At 63.1% G+C, this 17,129-nt stretch carries 20 protein-coding genes; 15 read left to right on the top strand and 5 right to left on the bottom strand.

Features of this window, described 5'->3' with window-relative positions; all coding sequences use genetic code 11:
- Positions 1-7: 7 nt before the first annotated feature.
- The gene (locus tag RHEC894_RS12720) at positions 8-793 is read right to left on the bottom strand and encodes a TSUP family transporter (RefSeq protein ID WP_010068964.1); all 786 of its coding nucleotides are present in this window, start codon (positions 791-793) and stop codon (positions 8-10) included.
- A gap of 101 nt (positions 794-894) precedes the next feature.
- On the opposite strand from RHEC894_RS12720, the gene RHEC894_RS12715 reads away from it, so the two are divergent.
- From RHEC894_RS12715 to RHEC894_RS12680, 8 genes are all read left to right on the top strand, one after another.
- Positions 895-1,314 (top strand): cobalamin biosynthesis protein, encoded by a 420-nt coding sequence (locus RHEC894_RS12715; protein WP_085737535.1) that lies wholly within the window; start codon positions 895-897, stop codon positions 1,312-1,314.
- A gap of 129 nt (positions 1,315-1,443) precedes the next feature.
- On the top strand, positions 1,444-2,394 hold the full coding sequence (locus tag RHEC894_RS12710; protein WP_085737534.1) for a nucleoside hydrolase: 951 nt from the start codon (positions 1,444-1,446) through the stop codon (positions 2,392-2,394).
- 309 nt (positions 2,395-2,703) lie between these two features.
- Positions 2,704-3,543, top strand: coding sequence for a uroporphyrinogen-III C-methyltransferase (gene cobA, locus RHEC894_RS12705; protein ID WP_085737533.1), 840 nt, complete (start codon positions 2,704-2,706; stop codon positions 3,541-3,543).
- Complete coding sequence (locus tag RHEC894_RS12700; protein ID WP_085737532.1) at positions 3,540-4,847, top strand: cobyrinate a,c-diamide synthase; 1,308 nt, start codon at positions 3,540-3,542, stop codon at positions 4,845-4,847. Before cobA ends, RHEC894_RS12700 begins: the two co-directional genes overlap by 4 nt.
- Positions 4,844-5,866, top strand: coding sequence for a threonine-phosphate decarboxylase CobD (gene cobD / locus RHEC894_RS12695; protein WP_085737531.1), 1,023 nt, complete (start codon positions 4,844-4,846; stop codon positions 5,864-5,866). Before RHEC894_RS12700 ends, cobD begins: the two co-directional genes overlap by 4 nt.
- On the top strand, positions 5,863-6,843 hold the full coding sequence (gene cbiB, locus RHEC894_RS12690; RefSeq protein ID WP_085737530.1) for an adenosylcobinamide-phosphate synthase CbiB: 981 nt from the start codon (positions 5,863-5,865) through the stop codon (positions 6,841-6,843). Before cobD ends, cbiB begins: the two co-directional genes overlap by 4 nt.
- A 136-nt stretch (positions 6,844-6,979) precedes the next feature.
- Entirely contained in the window at positions 6,980-7,180 is a 201-nt protein-coding gene (locus tag RHEC894_RS12685) for a hypothetical protein (protein ID WP_003579852.1), read from the top strand.
- Between the two features lie 147 nt (positions 7,181-7,327).
- Positions 7,328-7,756 carry a L,D-transpeptidase gene (locus RHEC894_RS12680; protein ID WP_085737529.1) on the top strand — a complete coding sequence of 143 codons (429 nt, stop codon included), beginning with the start codon at positions 7,328-7,330 and terminating at the stop codon, positions 7,754-7,756.
- On the opposite strand, the gene RHEC894_RS12675 is transcribed toward RHEC894_RS12680, so the two are convergent.
- The gene (locus RHEC894_RS12675; RefSeq protein ID WP_010068658.1) at positions 7,746-8,468 is read right to left on the bottom strand and encodes a Crp/Fnr family transcriptional regulator; all 723 of its coding nucleotides are present in this window, start codon (positions 8,466-8,468) and stop codon (positions 7,746-7,748) included. The two genes, RHEC894_RS12680 and RHEC894_RS12675, sit on opposite strands and share 11 nt — an antisense overlap.
- 418 nt (positions 8,469-8,886) lie before the next feature.
- Here RHEC894_RS12675 and RHEC894_RS12670 point away from each other — a divergent pair, with 418 nt between their 5' ends.
- The 7 genes from RHEC894_RS12670 (at position 8,887) to RHEC894_RS12640 (ending at position 15,406) form a co-directional block, all read left to right on the top strand.
- Complete coding sequence (locus RHEC894_RS12670; protein WP_003540486.1) at positions 8,887-9,165, top strand: acyl carrier protein; 279 nt, start codon at positions 8,887-8,889, stop codon at positions 9,163-9,165.
- 180 nt (positions 9,166-9,345) lie between these two features.
- Positions 9,346-9,828: a 3-hydroxyacyl-ACP dehydratase FabZ family protein gene (locus RHEC894_RS12665; protein ID WP_085737528.1), complete on the top strand. Its 483-nt coding sequence runs from the start codon at positions 9,346-9,348 to the stop codon at positions 9,826-9,828.
- Positions 9,825-11,030 carry a beta-ketoacyl-ACP synthase gene (locus RHEC894_RS12660; protein WP_085737527.1) on the top strand — a complete coding sequence of 402 codons (1,206 nt, stop codon included), beginning with the start codon at positions 9,825-9,827 and terminating at the stop codon, positions 11,028-11,030. Before RHEC894_RS12665 ends, RHEC894_RS12660 begins: the two co-directional genes overlap by 4 nt.
- A 12-nt stretch (positions 11,031-11,042) precedes the next feature.
- Positions 11,043-12,329 carry a beta-ketoacyl-ACP synthase gene (locus tag RHEC894_RS12655; RefSeq protein ID WP_085737526.1) on the top strand — a complete coding sequence of 429 codons (1,287 nt, stop codon included), beginning with the start codon at positions 11,043-11,045 and terminating at the stop codon, positions 12,327-12,329.
- A gap of 151 nt (positions 12,330-12,480) precedes the next feature.
- Entirely contained in the window at positions 12,481-13,509 is a 1,029-nt protein-coding gene (locus tag RHEC894_RS12650) for a zinc-binding dehydrogenase (RefSeq protein ID WP_085737525.1), read from the top strand.
- 7 nt (positions 13,510-13,516) lie between these two features.
- Entirely contained in the window at positions 13,517-14,452 is a 936-nt protein-coding gene (locus RHEC894_RS12645) for a lipid A biosynthesis lauroyl acyltransferase (RefSeq protein ID WP_085737524.1), read from the top strand.
- A 237-nt stretch (positions 14,453-14,689) separates the two neighbouring features.
- Entirely contained in the window at positions 14,690-15,406 is a 717-nt protein-coding gene (locus RHEC894_RS12640; protein ID WP_085737523.1) for a PAS domain-containing protein, read from the top strand.
- A gap of 43 nt (positions 15,407-15,449) precedes the next feature.
- On the opposite strand, the gene RHEC894_RS12635 is transcribed toward RHEC894_RS12640, so the two are convergent.
- The 3 genes from RHEC894_RS12635 to RHEC894_RS12625 form a co-directional block, all read right to left on the bottom strand.
- Positions 15,450-15,809 carry a VOC family protein gene (locus RHEC894_RS12635; protein WP_085737522.1) on the bottom strand — a complete coding sequence of 120 codons (360 nt, stop codon included), beginning with the start codon at positions 15,807-15,809 and terminating at the stop codon, positions 15,450-15,452.
- On the bottom strand, positions 15,810-16,208 hold the full coding sequence (locus RHEC894_RS12630) for a polyketide cyclase (protein WP_085737521.1): 399 nt from the start codon (positions 16,206-16,208) through the stop codon (positions 15,810-15,812).
- A gap of 70 nt (positions 16,209-16,278) precedes the next feature.
- Positions 16,279-17,061, bottom strand: coding sequence for a helix-turn-helix domain-containing protein (locus RHEC894_RS12625; protein WP_085738964.1), 783 nt, complete (start codon positions 17,059-17,061; stop codon positions 16,279-16,281).
- Between the last annotated feature and the right edge of the window lie 68 nt (positions 17,062-17,129).

The following is a 17,129-nucleotide window of genomic DNA, read 5'->3' as shown; positions in this document are numbered from 1 at the left end:
TCGGCGGTTAGACGCCGAGCCAGACACGCAGCGGATTTGCCGGATCGGCGAGCAGCTTGACCGCAAGGGCGACGCAGACGATGACGAGCAGCGGCTTGATCAGCTTTGCGCCGATGCGCATGGCGAGCCGTGAACCCAGCTGTGCGCCGAGGAACTGGCAGACACCCATCAACAGGCCGATCTTCCAGAGGATCGCGCCGAAGCTTGCGAAGACGATCAGCGCGCCGAGGTTCGAGCCGAAATTGAGCAGCTTGGTGTGCGCGGTGGCCTTCAGCACACCGAAGCCGGCGAGGGTGACGAAGCCGAGCATGAAGAAGGAGCCGGTGCCGGGGCCGAAGACGCCGTCATAGAAGCCGATAGCCGGGACCAGCGTCAGGCCGAAGGCGAAAGGCGTGATGAGCCGGTGCTTGTCGAGATCGTCGAGGTTCGGCTTGACGGCGAAGAAAATCGCGATTGCGAGCAGCAGCACCGGCATGATCGCCTGCAGCACCTGTCCAGGCACGATCGTGGCGAGTGCGGCGCCGAGCGCTCCGCCCATGACGGCCATCAGCGCCATCGGCAGTTGTTCCTGAAGCTGCACATGGCCCTTGCGGGCATAGGCGAGCGTTGCCGAGGCGGCGCCGAAGATCGACTGCACCTTGTTGGTGCCGAGCGTCTGCAGCGGCGGAATGCCTGATATCAGCATGGCGGGAACGGTGATCAGGCCGCCGCCACCGGCAATGGCGTCGACGAAACCGGCAAAGAAGGCCGCCGCGCAGAGGAGCAGAAGCAGATGGAGGGCAATGTCAGGCAAGATGCTGTTCCAGGGCGGGAGCTTTCTGGTAGCGTTGTTGCATTTGCCGCCCCAAGCTGCAATGGCTGTACGGACACAGTGGGGCGCATTCGACGGCTTCTATGAGCGAGATTCCCTTCGATAAGGCAAGGCGCCATGTGCTCGGGCTCGGCTGTGAGCGCGGGACGCCGCCTGCGGAGGGGCTGGCGCTTGCCGTCGAGGCGTTGAGTGCAGCCGGCATCGCTGGGGCGCAGCTCGCGGCCATCGCTTCCATCGACAGCCGCAGGCATGAGGCGGCGATCCTTGCCGTTGCCAGCCATTTTGCCGTACCGGCGGTGTTCTTCGATGCGCCGAGGCTGGAAGAGGAAACGCCGCGGCTGAAAAATCCGTCCGCACTCGTCTTTGCCCGAGTCGGCTGTCACGGCGTGGCGGAATCGGCGGCGCTCTCAGCCATCGGCGCGGATGCGGAGTTGTTGCTCGGCAAGATCAAATCCGCGCATGCGACGGCGGCGATTGCCCGCATCGGGTTGCAGAAAGCCTGACGGGCGTTATGGTGGCGGCACGTCGCGATGCCGTCCGGCAGCTCCGCGAATCACATCGTTGTTTCAACGCAATTCCGGGCGCAAAACCGCTCGGGAACTTTTGCTGGAATTGCTTTATAGAGGTTACCAATGCACAAGGTCATTTATGACACTGATCCGGGCGTCGACGACGCCATGGCGCTTCTTTTCCTGCACCGCCATCCCGAAATCGATCTGATCGGCATCACCACCGTTTTCGGCAATGCCTCGGTCGAGACGACGACGCGCAATGCGCTCTTCCTCAAGCGCGAATGGAATATTCCTGCACCCGTCGCCAAGGGCGCCAGCGTTACCATCGATCCCTCGCGCGCCGAGCGGGGATGGCCGGCCATGGTACATGGCGAAAACGGCCTCGGCGATATCGAAGTGCCCGAGACGATCGACCTGCCGCTCGATCCGCGCCCGGCGCATCGCTTCATCATCGACACCGTGCGCGCCAACCCAGGCGAAATCAGGCTGGTGGCCGTCGGGCGGATGACCAATCTGGCGAGGGCGCTGAAGGAAGATCCGGAGATTGCGAGCCTGGTCAAGGACGTCGTCATCATGGGCGGCAATTTCTATGTGCCGGGCAATGTCTCGCCGGTTGCCGAAGCCAATATCCATGGCGATCCCGAGGCTGCCGACATCGTCATGACCGCGCCCTGGAAGGTGGTTGTCATCGGCCTCGACGTCACCTCGATCACCACGATGAGCCGCAGCTATCTCGGCGAGGTGGCGGCCAAGGGGGACGCGGCGGTGAAGCTGCTCGACGCGCTGTCGCAGTCCTACATCGATTTCTACAGGCACGCGGTCGAGGACGGCATGATGGTGCATGATAGCTGCGCCTCTGTCTATGTCGTGGCGCCGGAGCTTTTCACCACGATCACAGGCGCGGTGCGCGTCGTCTGCGGCGGCATTGCCGATGGTCAGACGGTCGTCAAGCCGGATAATCGCCGTTTCCCGCCCGGTGACTGGGATGGTCTGCCGAGCCAGGTCGTCGCGACCGGGATCGAATCGGAAAAAGTCCTGGGGCTGATCCGCGAGACGCTGCTTACGGCTTGAATGACGTGAAGGCCGGCTGCATCGCGGCCGGCCACAGACTGACACAATCGGCCTAACCCTCTTGCGTCATGCTCGGCTTGTCCCGAACATCTGCAGCCGGTCGATATGCGCGAGGCTTGGCGACAAATGAGGGGCGCAGGCGGGTGGCGGACATTTTGGTAATATTGCAATATATTCATATTGTTGCGCCGCTTTCCTGCAAGGTCGAATCCGCTTGTTTGCAAAGTGAGTCATCTTGATCTCAGCAACTTCGAATGAGGCGGTGCAGGCGCCGTTGACCTTGCCCCTTGCTGGGCCTAGATCAACAAAATGTTGACCAATCAACTTTCACATCTGCCGGCGCTGGAGCCCGGCAGCGTCTGGCTCGTCGGGGCTGGTCCGGGTGATCCGGGCCTGCTGACGCTCCTGGCTGCCAAGGGGCTCGCCGAAGCGGACGTGATCGTCCATGACGCGCTTGTCAATGAGGACTGTCTGAAGCTCGCGCACCCCGGCGCAGAGCTTGAATATGCGGGAAAACGCGGCGGCAAGCCTTCTGCGAAGCAGCGCGACATTTCGCTGCGGCTGGTGGAACTGGCGCGCGCCGGCAAGCGGGTGCTGCGGCTGAAGGGCGGCGATCCCTTCGTCTTCGGGCGCGGCGGCGAAGAGGCGCTGACGCTGGTCGAGCACAACATCCCCTTCCGCATCGTGCCGGGCATCACCGCCGGAATCGGCGGTCTTGCCTATGCCGGCATCCCGGTGACGCATCGTGACATCAACCACGCCGTCACCTTTCTCACCGGCCATGATTCCTCCGGCATCGTACCCGACAGGATCAACTGGGAGGCCATCGGCCAGGGCTCGCCCGTCATCGTCATGTATATGGCAATGAAACATATCGCCGAGATCAGCGCCCGGCTGATCGCCGCCGGCCGACCGCCGAGCGAACCCGTTGCCTTCGTCTGCAATGCCGCCACTGGCCGGCAAAAGGTGCTGGAAACGACGCTTGGCGAGGCGCCCGCGGCAGTCGCCACCTCAGGGTTTGAACCGCCGGCGGTGGTCGTCGTCGGCGAGGTGGTGCGGCTCCGGGCCTCGCTCGACTGGCTCGGCGCACTGGCGGGCCGGCGGCTGCAACCCGATCCGTTCCGCCGCTCCGGCAAGGTGCTGATATGAGCGGCCTGCTGATCGCAGCGCCGTCCTCCGGCGCCGGCAAGACGACGGTGACGCTCGGATTGCTGAGGGCGCTTCGCCGGCGCGGCATCGCGGTCGCGCCCGGCAAGGCCGGCCCCGATTACATCGACCCCGCCTTCCATGCGTCCGCAAGCGGCGTGCCCTGCCTGAATTTCGACCCTTGGGCGATGCGCCCCGAACTGATCTCGGCCAATTCAGCTCTTCACCGCTCCGGCGACCGCATTCTCGTCATCGAGGCGATGATGGGGCTTTTCGACGGAGCGGCCGACGGAAAGGGAACCGCGGCTGATCTTGCCGCGCAGCTCGGCCTCTCCGTGGTGCTGGTCGTCGATGCCTCGCGCATGTCGCAGTCGGTGGCGCCGCTGGTATCAGGTTTTGCCGGCTTCCGCGCCGATGTTCGCGTGGCCGGCGTCATCCTCAACAAGGTCGGCAGCGAGCGGCACGAGGCGATGCTGCGCAAAGCGCTGGAAGCTATCCGCATGCCTGTCGTCGCCGTAATTGAAGCCGAAAAGGCGCTTGCGCTGCCGGAACGCCATCTCGGCCTCGTCCAGGCCGGCGAACATGCGACCCTTGAAAACTTCATCGAGCATGCGGCGGACGCCGTTTCCGAGGAATGCAATTTCGAATTCCTGCTGCGCATCGCCAGGCAGGGTCTCAATCGGCCGTCGGCGGCCAATATCGACCGGCTGATGCCGATCGGCGCCCGCGTTGCCGTGGCGCGCGATGTCGCCTTTGCCTTTTCCTACGAGCATATGCTGCTCGGCTGGCGGCGGCGCGGTGCTGATATTTCCTTTTTCTCGCCGCTTGCCGACGAGGCGCCGGCCGCCGATGCCGATGCGATCTATCTGCCGGGCGGTTATCCCGAGCTGCATGCCGGGCGGCTCGCCGCTGCGCAGAATTTTCGCGCCGGCATGCTCGATGCGGCGGCGCGCGGCATCAGGATCTATGGCGAGTGCGGCGGCTACATGGTGCTGGGCGATGGGTTGATCGATGCAGGGGGGAAGCGTCATGAGATGCTCGGCCTGCTGCCTGTTGTCACCAGTTATGCCGAGCGCCGGCGCCATCTCGGCTATCGCCGCGTGACGCCGCTCGACGGTGCTTTCTTCGCACGGACGATGACGGCGCATGAATTCCACTATTCCACGGTCGTTTCCGAGGGGGAGGGAAAGCGGCTGTTCACAGCGCAGGACGCACTCGGAACCGATCTCGGTGCTGTCGGGCTGCGGCGCGGACAGGTGGCGGGTTCCTATATGCACCTGATCGATCTTGCCGGAGCGGCTGCATGAGCGCGCCCATCGCCCATGGCGGCGGTATTACCGCCGCTGCCGCCACCTTCGGCGGCAGGCCGGAAGACTGGCTCGATCTCTCAACCGGTATCAATCCGTGCGCCGTCACCCTGCCGGACATTCCGGCGAGGGCATGGCACCGCCTGCCGGACAGCCATCTCGTCGACGAGGCAAGGTGTGCCGCGCGCGACTATTACCGCAGCGGCGGGATCCTGCCGCTGCCGGTGCCCGGGACGCAATCGGTGATCCAGCTTCTGCCACGCCTGCTTCGACGGGACGGGCCAGTTGCCGTGACGGACAATAGAATTGCCGTGGTATCACCGACCTATGGGGAATATGCGCGCGCCTTTACGTCGGCGGGTTTTGCCGTCGATGCGGTTGGCGATGTCGCCGCAATCCGGGCCGAGCATCGGCTGGCCGTCGTCGTCAATCCGAACAATCCGGACGGCAGGGCCTGGCCGGCCGAAACGCTGATTGCCCTGCACGACAGGATGAAGGCGGCCGGCGGGCTGCTCGTCGTCGATGAGGCCTTCGGTGATGCCGATCCAGAGCTGAGCCTCGACGCCCGCGCGCAAGAACTGTCCAACCTGATCATCTTCCGCTCCTTCGGCAAGTTTTTCGGGCTTGCCGGCCTGCGGCTCGGCTTTGCCATTGCCCGCCGGGATATTCTGGAGCGTTTCGAGAGTTGGCTCGGCCCTTGGGCGGTCTCAGGGCCGGCGCTGTCACTGGCTGGCTCGCTCCTGCGTTCGGACGTGTCTCTAACCCGCGGCCGCATCGATGAACGTTGCGCCGGCCTTTCCGCGGTGCTGACGGGCGCCGGATTGCGGAAGGCGGGAGGAACGGCGCTTTTTACCCTTGTCGCCGATGCGAGAGCCGGCGACATTTACACGCATCTGTGCCGGCATCATATTCTCGTCCGCAAGTTTGATTATGCGCCGGATTGGCTGCGCTTCGGGTTGACGCCCGATCCGGTGGCGGACTGGCGGCTTGGCGAAGCCCTTCAGGGATTTGAGCGATGACGATCGACGAAAACCTTCTCGTGCTGCTTCTGGCGTTGCTGCTCGATCGGATCGCCGGCGATCCGCAATGGCTGTGGTCGCGCGTGCCGCATCCCGTCGTCATCTTCGGCGCGGCGATCTCCTATGCCGACCAGCAGCTCAATCCCTCGAGCCTTACAGGTTCCCAACGCCGGATGAACGGTGTTGCCGCGATCCTGACGCTGCTTCTGCTGTCGATTGCCGCAGGCTTCGTGTTCGACCGGTTCTTCGCGCTCTTCGGCCTTGCCGGCATCGTGCTGGAGGCCGGGCTCGTGGCGATCTTCCTGGCGCAGAAGAGCCTTGCCGATCATGTCGCGGCCGTCGCGACAGCTCTGCGCGACCACGGGCTTGCCGGCGGACGAGCCGCTGTTTCCCGCATTGTCGGGCGCGATCCGGAAACGCTGGACGAGCCGGCCGTCTGCCGCGCGGCGATCGAAAGCCTTGCCGAAAACTTCTCCGATGGCGTGGTGGCGCCGGCGCTCTGCTATGCCGTCTTCGGCCTGCCGGGACTGCTTGCCTACAAAATGCTGAACACAGCGGATTCGATGATCGGCCACAGGTCGGAGAAATACATCGATTTCGGCTGGGCCGCCGCCCGGCTCGACGATATCGCCAATTGGCCGGCCGCCCGGCTCTCCATTCTGCTGATTGCCGCCGGCGCCTGGATCCGGCGGGGTATCAGCCCCTGCCGCCAGGCGATCCGGGTGGGGATGCGCGACGGCGGCCTGCACCGTTCGCCGAATTCCGGCCGGCCGGAGGCGGCAATGGCGGGTGCTCTCAACGTCCAGCTCGCCGGTCCCCGGATCTATGGCGGGGTCCTGGTGACCGAGCCGATGATCAACGATGCCGGCCGGGACGTCGCCACATCAGGCGATATCGAAGACGGCGTATCGGTATTTTATGCGAGCTGCATGGTCCTCGCCGGTTTGACGTTCGGGTTGTTTGTTTGTTTTTTGTAGGGTGATCCGTCGGTGGAACGTGGGGGAGATGCCCGGCAGGGCGGAGGGGGTAACACAAGGCAACCACGTCTCGGTGGACAGCTCCATCTCAAACGTTTATGCGAAACGCCTCATGTCTCAGACCGGAAAGAGAGCGATGACAGTCCAGGTTGAATTACCGTGCCCGAAGTGCAAAAGCACCAAAATGAAGTTCGAGCGTGCCGAGATCCGCGAGACCGACATCATCACCTGTGCCGCCTGCGGTCATAATCTGGGCACGATGGCCTCGATCCGCGAAAAGATGAACAAGGCCTACCGTCAGCTCAAGCAGCCTTCAGCGGCGCGCAAGCTGCAGTGAGGCCGGCCGCTGTCTTGCAGCGCCTTTCCGGCCTAAACGTGTTAAAATTGTGATTACCATTCGGGTTAAAGCTATATAGAAAGTATTGCCGTAGTCTCTCTGTCGTGGCGGCGTAATTAAACTACGCCGGTTCGAGGAGGGATTATCATGAAGACGATTTTGGCGGCCGCGGCCGCAAGTTTATTGCTGCAGTTTTCTCCCGTTGCCGCCGAGGCGGCAACGCTGGTTGCCAATGTCAGCATCGGCAAGCAGACGATGACCGTCACAGAGAACGGCTTCGTCAAGTATCGCTGGAAGGTTTCGACCGCGCGCAACGGCTATGTCACGCCGACCGGTTCGTGGAGCGCCAAGTGGCTGTCGCGCGATCACCGCTCTCGCAAATACGACAATGCGCCGATGCCCTATGCCGTGTTCTTCAACGGCGGTTATGCCGTTCACGCCACCTTCGACCTGAAGCGCCTTGGCCGACCGGCCTCGCATGGCTGCGTCCGCCTGCATCCGGACAACGCAGCGCAGTTCTTCTCGCTGACGCGTCAAGCCGGTCTTGCCAATACTCGCGTCATCATCACCCGCTGATTTTCTTTTCCAGCTCATCCATATCGGGCACGACGATATGCCGGAAGTTCTCAATGCGGATGACGCCGCTCTTGCGCAGTCTGGTCATCTGGCGGCTGACGGTTTCGATCGTCAGCCCGAGGAAATCGGCGATCTCGGCGCGCGATAGCGGCAGGTCGAAGGCGGTGCTCGTCGCCGTTTGCGGCTCGGCATGCGTGGCGATGAGGTGGAGCAGGCTTGCGACCTTCTCTTCGGCGGTGCGCCGGCCGAGCGTCAGCATCCATTCGCGCGCGGCGTCCAGTTCCCTCAGCGCCTGATCGTGCAGGCTGCGCTGCAATTCCGGTGTCTCCGAGATCATGCGGTCGAGCAGGTTTCGGGGGAAGACGCAGATTTCAGCGTCCGTCGCAGCCTCGGCCGACAGCGTGCTTTCGCGCAGGAAAGGCCTGCCGACGAAATCGGGGGCGAATTGCAGGCCGACGATCTGCTGGCGCCCGTCCGGCATTACCTTGCAGAGCTTCACCACGCCGCGCATGATGTTCGAATAGAAAGAGCTTTCCGACCCTTGGGCGACGATCTCGCAGCCGGCGTCGATCTTGCGGCGCAGCGAGTGGCGTCCGAGCTCACGGAGCTGGCTGCTCGACAAGGCGCCGCAGACGACGCCGTGCCGCGCCTGGCAGGAGCGGCAGGCGACGGGGATGCCAAGCTCGAGAACCTCACTGTGTGCGACGTCCATATCCTGATCCCTGATCCTAGTGCACCCGGCATGCCGGAATCTTCCCGGCGATTGCGTCTCGATTGCGGGTTCGGCTATCCCGATTCCTTTCCCGCGTTGCTTGATCATTATCAATTTCCCCGGATCGCGATTTGATCTAGATCAACTGCCCATGTCTGCGGTTCCCTACGGGAGGAGGCGCTTGCGAATGGCGAGGCCCTGCACGGTTTTGATTCGGACGGCTCGTTCGCTCCGCCGCCGTAGCGGGCTTCCTGCTGCGGGGTCGCCTGTAGCCCCGACGACGGCAAAGGTCCGCATTCCATTGCTGTTTAGGCAACACCCAATCGGCAAATTGCCGCAACGCCCGGACGAAAGCATTGGCTTTTGAAATGGATTTGCCTATGAGGAGGTTAAATCGTCATTTCATGAGGTACAGCGCGTGACCGCTACATTCGATAAAGTTGCCGACATTATTGCAGAAACCAGCGAGATCGATCGCGCCACGATCACGCCGGAGAGCCATACGATCGACGACCTCGGTATCGACAGCCTCGATTTCCTCGACATCGTCTTTGCGATCGACAAGGAATTCGGCATCAAGATTCCGCTCGAAAAGTGGACGCAGGAAGTCAACGAGGGCAAGGTTTCCACCGAAGAATATTTCGTGCTGAAGAACCTCTGCGCCAAGATCGACGAGCTCAAAGCAGCCAAGGCCTGAGCGACATATCAGTCTTTTTTGAACGCCCTGCCGCCATGAATATGGCGGCCGGGCGGTTTCGTTCCTAGATCAGTTCAGATTCGCACTTCCGGACGGAAAACCGCTTCGCACTTTTCCTGGAATTGCTCTAAGTAGTCGTCACCGGCGGGCGGATCTGGCCTGTCGGGCCGGAGGATCCGAATGCTGCTGGAATATTTCCAGATGATTGACCGCGTCGAAGCGGTGGACCTAAAGAAGGGCGTGCTTAAGGCGCGATCCGTCGTGCCGGCCAAGAGCCCCGTCTTCGAAGGGCATTTTCCCGGCATGCCGCTGGTTCCCGGCGTGCTATTGATCGAGACCATGGCGCAGGCCTCCGGCATGCTGGTGCTTGCCGTCACCGATTTTGCCGCCATGCCGTTCCTGATGACGGTCGACGGCGCCAAGATGCGCACTTTCGTCGAACCGGAAGCCGTGCTCGACATCGAGGCGGTGCTCGAGCACGACGGTTCGGGTTTTGCGGTCACCAAGGCTAAAATCACCAGCGGCGGCAAGAAGGTGTGCGATGCGCAGCTGAAGCTTCGCACCATGCCGTTTTCCGAGGTGCCGCTCGGCGATATCGTGAAGAAACGTGCCGGCGAGATCGGGCTTCTCGAAGCGATCGCGGCGCAGGGAGTGATTGGATGAGCAAGGCTGCAAACGACGTCGTCATCACAGGCATCGGTATCGTCACCTGTCAGGGCGTCGGCAAGGATGCGCATGTCGCGCTGCTTTCGGCGGCGAGCACGCCCAAGCCGATCGTCGAGACCGAGAAGTTCAAGCCCTATCCGGTGCATCCGCTGCCTGAGATCGACTGGTCGCAGCAGATCGCCAAGCGCGGCGACCAGCGCCAGATGGAGAACTGGCAGCGCATCGGTGTCTTCGCCGCGGGCTTGGCACTCGACGATGCCGGCTTCAAGGACGATATCGAGGCCTGCGGCACGATGGACATGATCGTGGCAGCCGGCGGCGGCGAGCGCGACATCAATGTCGATACGCTGATCGTCGACGAGGCGCTGAAGCGCAACGACCGCGAGCTGCTTTTGAACGAGAAGCTGACGACGGAACTCAGGCCGACGCTGTTCCTCGCCCAGCTTTCCAACCTGCTCGCCGGCAATATTTCGATCGTGCACAAGGTCACCGGCTCGTCGCGCACCTTCATGGGCGAGGAAGCGGCCGGCATATCGGCCGTCGAGACCGCCTTCTACCGCATCAAGTCGGGCGAGTCCTCGCATGCGCTTGTTGGCGGCGCCTTTGCGGCCGAGCGTCCCGACATGATCCTGCTGACCGAGGCGATCGGCGCCCATGCGCGCGGCGACTGGGTGCCGCTTTGGTCGCGCAGACCCAGCGACGGCGGTGGTATGATCACCGGTTCGGCAGGCGCCTTCCTGGTGCTCGAATCGCGCCGGCACGCGGAGGCCCGCAGCGCCCATATCTATGCCGTCATCGATGCGGTCGAGGGCGACCGAGGCAACCGCGGCGCCGGCAATTTCGAAGTCCGGCTGGAGCGGCTGCTGGCGCCCGCCGCCGGGCTTGCCGCCGAAAGCACGGCGATCTTTTCTGGCTCGACCGGCATGCACGATCTTGCCGCCCGCGAGCGGGCGGTGCTCGAACATCAATTGCCCGACGTTGCAATCCGCGGCTTTGGCGGTGTCACCGGCCATACGATCGAGACGCAGTTCACGCTGGGTCTGGCGCTCGCAGCCCTTGCGGTCGACGGCAAGGCCAAGGTGCCGCCGTTCGATGCCGCCCATGAGGCGCCGATGCACACAGGCGCGACCGCCGCTGTCGTGACCACGGTCGGCCACCAGCGCGGCGAGGGCGTCGCCGTTCTTTCCGCAGATGCGTGAGGAGTGAGAGATATGACAGCTTCCGCTTACAGGGATCATCTCGGCCGTCCGATCGTTGCCGTCACCGGCATGGGCATCATCACTTCGCTCGGCCAAGGGCTGAAGGACAATTGGGCAGCCCTTTCCTCCGGCACCTCGGGCATCCACGAGATCAACCGCTTCCCGACCGAGGGGCTGTCGACGCGCATTGCCGGCACGGTCGATTTCATCGGCATTCCGGTACCGAACGCCGTCGAGCGCTCCTATGCCTTCGCCCGGGAAACGACGATCGAGGCACTTGCCGATGCCGGTCTTTCCGGCGATTTCAACGGCCCGCTGTTTCTCGCCGCCCCGCCGATCGAGCCGGAATGGAGCGCGCGTTTCGAACTTGCCGACCGTTCGCCGGCCTCCGACCATCCCGGTGATGCCTATGAGCGTTTTCTGACGGCGCTGCGCCAGCGGCCTGACCCTGCCTTCCACGAAGCCGCGCTGTTCGGTGCGATTTCCGAGCGCCTTGCAGACCGGTTCGGCACACGCGGTCTTCCCGTGACATTGTCGACGGCTTGTGCCTCCGGCGTCACCGCGATCCAGCTCGGCATCGAAGCCATCCGCCAAGGCCGCACGACCCGGGCGCTGACGGTTGCGACCGACGGATCGCTGAGCGCCGAAGCGCTGATCCGCTTCTCGCTGCTGTCTGCGCTTTCGACGCAGAACGATCCTCCGACCAAGGCTTCCAAGCCGTTCAGCAAGGATCGCGACGGCTTCGTCATCGCAGAAGGTGCGGCGACCCTGGTGCTGGAATCGCTGGAATCGGCGGTTGCCCGTGGCGCCAAGGTGCTCGGCATCATGAAGGGCGCCGGCGACAAGGCCGACAGCTTCCACCGCACCCGGTCATCGCCGGACGGCGGCCCGGCGATCGCGACGATCCGTGCGGCCCTTGCCGATGCCGGCATCGAAGAGAGCGGAATCGGCTACATCAACGCGCACGGCACCTCGACGCCGGAGAACGACAAGATGGAATATGGCGCGATGTCCGCCGTCTTCGGCGAACGGCTGGTCGGCATCCCGGTTTCGTCGAACAAGTCGATGATCGGCCATACGCTGACGGCGGCGGGCGCCGTCGAGGCGGTGTTTTCGCTGCAGACTATGCTGACGGGCACACTGCCGCCGACGATCAACTATACCAATCCCGATCCATCGATCGTGCTCGATGTCGTGCCGAACAAGAAGCGGGATGCTCAGGTTTCAGCCGTGCTTTCCAACTCGTTCGGCTTCGGCGGGCAGAATGCCAGCCTTGTCATGGCGCTCGAACCGGCTTAGAGACCCTCCTTGATTTTGGGACGAAGTGGTTTTTAACGTCATCCTCGGGCTTGTCCCGAGGATCTACTTGCATCACTCAATGACCGCTGGCAGATGCTCGGGACAAGCCCGAGCATGACGACGATCCACGTAGAAGAAAGAACTATAAATCATGCGCGCTTTGCAACTGATCGACGACCGCAAGCTTGAGATCACCGACCTGCCGGAACCGGACGCACCTGCCGCCGGCGAGGTGACGCTGCGCGTCAAGGCGGTGGCGCTCAACCATATCGACGTCTGGGGCTGGCGCGGCATGGCATTCGCCAAGCGCAAGATGCCGCTCGTTATCGGTGCGGAGGCCTCCGGCGTCGTCGAAGCGATCGGGCCGGGCGTTGCCAACGTACTGCCGGGGCAACTGGTCTCGATCTATGGCGCGCGTACCTGCGGCCTCTGCCGCCCATGCCGCGAAGGCCGCGACAATCTCTGCGAACATGTTTCCGGCGTGCACGGCTTCCATCTCGATGGCTTCGCGCAGGAGAAGGTGAACCTGCCGGCGCGTCTGCTGGTTCCCGCACCTCCCGGTGTGGATGCGATCGGCGCCGCACTCGCTCCCGTCACCTTCGGCACGGTCGAGCACATGCTGTTCGACAATGCCAAGCTCGAGCCCGGCGAAACGATCCTCGTCCATGCTGGCGGCTCCGGCATCGGCACGGCGGCGATCCAGCTCGCCAAGAAGATCGGCTGCACGGTCATCACCACGGTCGGTTCCGACGACAAGATCGAAAAGGCCAAGGCGCTCGGCGCCGATCACGTCATCAACTACCGCACCGATCGCTTCGAAGGCGTGGTACGCAAGCTCACCAAGAAGAAGGGCGTCGACGTCGTCTTCGAACATGTCGGCAAGGATACCTGGGCGGGCTCGATGCTCTGCATGAAGCGCGGCGGCCGTCTCGTCACCTGCGGCTCGACCTCCGGCGTTTCCACAGAGATGAACCTGATGATGCTGTTCCAGCAGCAATTGAAGCTCTTCGGCTCCTTCGGCTGCCGCATGGAGAACATGGCGGATGCGATGCAGAAGATGGGCCGCGGGCTCGTCCATCCCGTCATCGATACCGAAGTCGGCTTCGACGATATCGACCGGGCGCTGGAGCGGATGGAATCGCGCCAGATCTTCGGCAAGATCATCCTGAAGATGGATTGAGCCCCACGTGAAGCTCTTCATCACCCGGATCGTTCTGGCGCTCAGGAATTTCCAGCAATGGCTGGTAGCGCAGGCGATGTTCGGCTTCCTGAACATATTGAAGCTGTTTCCGGCCGATGGGGCGATCCGATTCGCCGACCGGATGATGCGTCGTCTCGGCCGGCGGACCCGCCGCCATAAGCTGATGCTCGTCAATCTGCGCAACGCCTTCCCCGAGAAGAGCGACGCCGAGATCGAGGAGATCGCACTCGGCAGCTGGGGAAATATGGGCCGGCTCGCCGCCGAATACGTTTTCCTCGACCAGCTGTTCGATTTCGATCCTGACCAAACCCAGCCGGGCAGGGTGGAGGTGTCGGGTATTCCGACCTTTATCGATCTGCGCGACAATCCGCGCCCTTTCATCGTCTTCACCGGCCACACCGCCAATTTCGAGCTGCTGCCGGTGGCGGCGGCGGCCTTCGGGATGACCGTTACCGTGCTCTTCAGGCCGCCGAACAATCCCTATGTCGCCAAGAAGGTGTTCGATTTCCGCAGCGCGCGCATGGGCAAGCTGGTGCCTTCTCATGCCGGCTCCTCCTTCGCGCTCGCGCGCCAGCTGGAAGCGGGCCAGGGGGTGGGCGTGCTCGTCGATCAGAAGTTCGGCAAGGGCCTGAAGGGCACCTTCTTCGGGCGCGATGTGAAGACCAATCCGCTGCTGCCGAAGCTGGTGCGCCAGTTCGATTGCGAGGTTTATCCCGCCCGCTGCATCCGCCTGCCGGGAAACCGCTACCGGCTGGAAATCGAGCCGCGGCTGGAGATGCCGCGCGACGCCAAAGGCAATCTCGACCTGCCGGCGGCCGCTCAACTGCTCAACGACAAGGTGGAAAGCTGGGTACGGGAATATCCGGAACAGTGGCTGTGGTATCACGACCGCTGGCAAATCAAGCAGACGCTGGCGCCTTAGAACGGATCTTTTGGGGCGGCGTCAGGCATGAAATCTGAAACCCGTTCGAGATGAAAAGGTCCACCCTAATTTATCAGCGGTGAAAAGCGGCAGGTGCCCTCGGATTGAAACCAGGTACACTTCATGTTACCCGTCACCACCAAAGCGCGAATAATGTCTACTGCAAGGCGCATTTTAGAGGTGTAGCCAGGTCAGGTTTCGGACTCGTCTCTTGGGACAATGGGAGTTGAAGGCGTCTTGCTGGAGCTTTTTCGAGCTTTTTCCTTGCGCTGTACGCAAATCGAGGACGCCATACGCCTGGGCGACGATCAGCGCGTCACGGCCCTCGACCGCCATGTCGAGCCGCTGGTCGAAGCGATCCTCGCTCACCGGGCGGTCAATCTGCTCGAAGTCTACATGCAGCTGCAGTTTGTGACGCATCTCATCGGCCAGGACGCCGACGACAGCGCCAGCGTCACCGAACACACGACGGTACTTTCCTTTCTGCTCGACCGCTATTTCGGGACGCATGGGCCGGACTGGCGCGTGCCTTCGCCGCAGGACGTGCGCATCGCGCCGCCGGCGGCCTACGTACCGGATACCGATAACGGCCAGTTTCTCAATGCGGTGATCCTTGACAGCATGCCGGACCGGGTGGCAGTGCTGACGAGGGATTACCGCTACCTCTATTCCAATCCGGCCAACAGCGCCTATCTCAACAAAAAGCCGATGGAACTGATCGGCCGTCATCTTTCCGAATTCATTGGCGAGAAGCGGTTTGCCGAATGCGCCAAGCAGAAGCTCGACACCTGTTTTGCCGGCGGCCAGATCGACTACACCTATGAGCGCTCAGCCGGCAGCGGCGGATCGCGGCAAGTGCGTTGTCGCATGTCACCGCTGCGCGATGCGGGCGGCACAGTGATCGGCGCGCTGATCGTCATGGGAGATCTCGATCAGCCGCCGCAGGCTGGTTGATCCCGATCGGCTGCCTTTGGCCGCCGGATGCTCGGCTATGGCATCAGGCGCTCGCCCAGACGGCCAGCTCGTAACCGTCGCGATCGAGGAAGTGGAAGCGGCGGCCGCCGGGAAAATCGGTGATCGGCCGGACGATCGTGCCGCCGGCTCTCTCGACCGAGGTCAGCACCTCTTCCAGATCCCTGGCGTAGACGACAACCAGCGGGCCGCCCGGCCGCACGGGACCGAAATCGGTGAAACCGCCCTTCAGCCGGCCGTCGTCGAATTCACAGTAGTTCGGGCCGTAATCGGTGAAACGCCAGCCGAAGGCGGAGCCGTAGAAGGCTTTGGCGGCGGCGATGTCGGCGACGTTGAATTCGACATAGTCGATGCGGCGGTCGTGGTTTTCTGACTTCTCAGCCATCTATCTCTCCATCAGGGCTTTCAGCATGGCGAGATCTTTCTCGACATGAGCGGCATCGGCGGAAAACTGCGCGTCGGTCATGCCGGGCAGACGCAACAGCGTGAACATGACCTCGCAGCCGTCGCCGTTCGGCACGATGCGCAGTGCATTATAAACCCTGAGGCCGGATTCGATCGTCACAGTATGATCGATCACGCCGAATTCATTGGTCGGCACGAAGCTCACCTTGACGGTGCCGAGCGCACCGTGGGCGATCCAATCGGCGCCATCGGGATCGAGCCCCGTCGCAAGGCCGGAGGCCCAGAGCGGCATGTTTTCCGGCTTGCCGGCAAAGTCGTAGACGTCGCGCCAATCGCGCTCGATGGACAGGTGGACAATTTTCGCAGGCATTGTCGACATGGCTTGCAGGTCCTTCGTATCTGGTCCGCCTGGAATAGCAGACCGGCCGACGGCGTCTTGAACAAAACGGTCAGCCGGGTGTTTTCCGCATGCCGAGTTGGCCGAGGATGGCAGCGGGCGTCAGCGTCGAGAGTTCGCCGACCTCGCGCGTCATATGGGCCTGATCGGCAAAGCCCGCTTCAAGCGCAAGGCAGGCAAGCGGTGTCGTGCCCGACCTGCGGCATAGGTCGAGGAAACGCTGGAACCGGCGGATCCGTTCCAGCGTCTTGGCGCCGTAGCCGAAGTGATGGTGGCAGCGGCGGCGCAACTGCCTTTCGCTTATGTCGAGCAGCCGGGAGAGCGGCCGTCCGTTGTTGACTGCGGCGAAGATGACGGTGGCATCCTGCGCGGGCATCTCTTCATCTCTTGCGGCCTCTTCCAGCATGCGGCCGAACAGCGCTACGACGGCCGAGGGATCGGGGCAATCGCCAAGCCGCGCCTCGAATTCGGCCGTGTCCTTCCGGCCGATATCGGCCAGCGGCACCGAGAGGCCGACTAGCGCCGAGAGCGGCGTCTTCAGCCAGGAGGCTGCGGCGCCGGGCGCAAAACGGGCGCCGATGACGGTGGTGCCAGGCTTGATGATAGGAAAGGCGGCCGTCCTGTCGGGGCCGGCGATGACCAGCCGGCCATCGATCCAGAGGAGATCGCAATAACCGTCCGGCACGATCGCGACCTTTGCCGGCGGCCCGTTGCGCAGTGTATGCGACCAGAGGCGGCTGAAATGGCGGCGCAACGCCGGCGGCGGCGCATATTCGCGGTAGCGGCCGGCGCTGGCCGCGAGCATGGCCGGATCGTTTCTTTTTCCCGATGCCAAAGCGAGATCTCCCGAGGCGCTGATGATAACATGAGATAGGAGATAGCGGGCAGGTTCGTCACAAAAAT

Source organism: Rhizobium sp. CIAT894 (genome assembly GCF_000172795.2).
GTDB lineage: Bacteria > Pseudomonadota > Alphaproteobacteria > Rhizobiales > Rhizobiaceae > Rhizobium.
The sequence above is the reverse complement of the archived record's forward strand: the minus strand, read 5'-3'. Positions and strand labels throughout refer to the sequence as shown.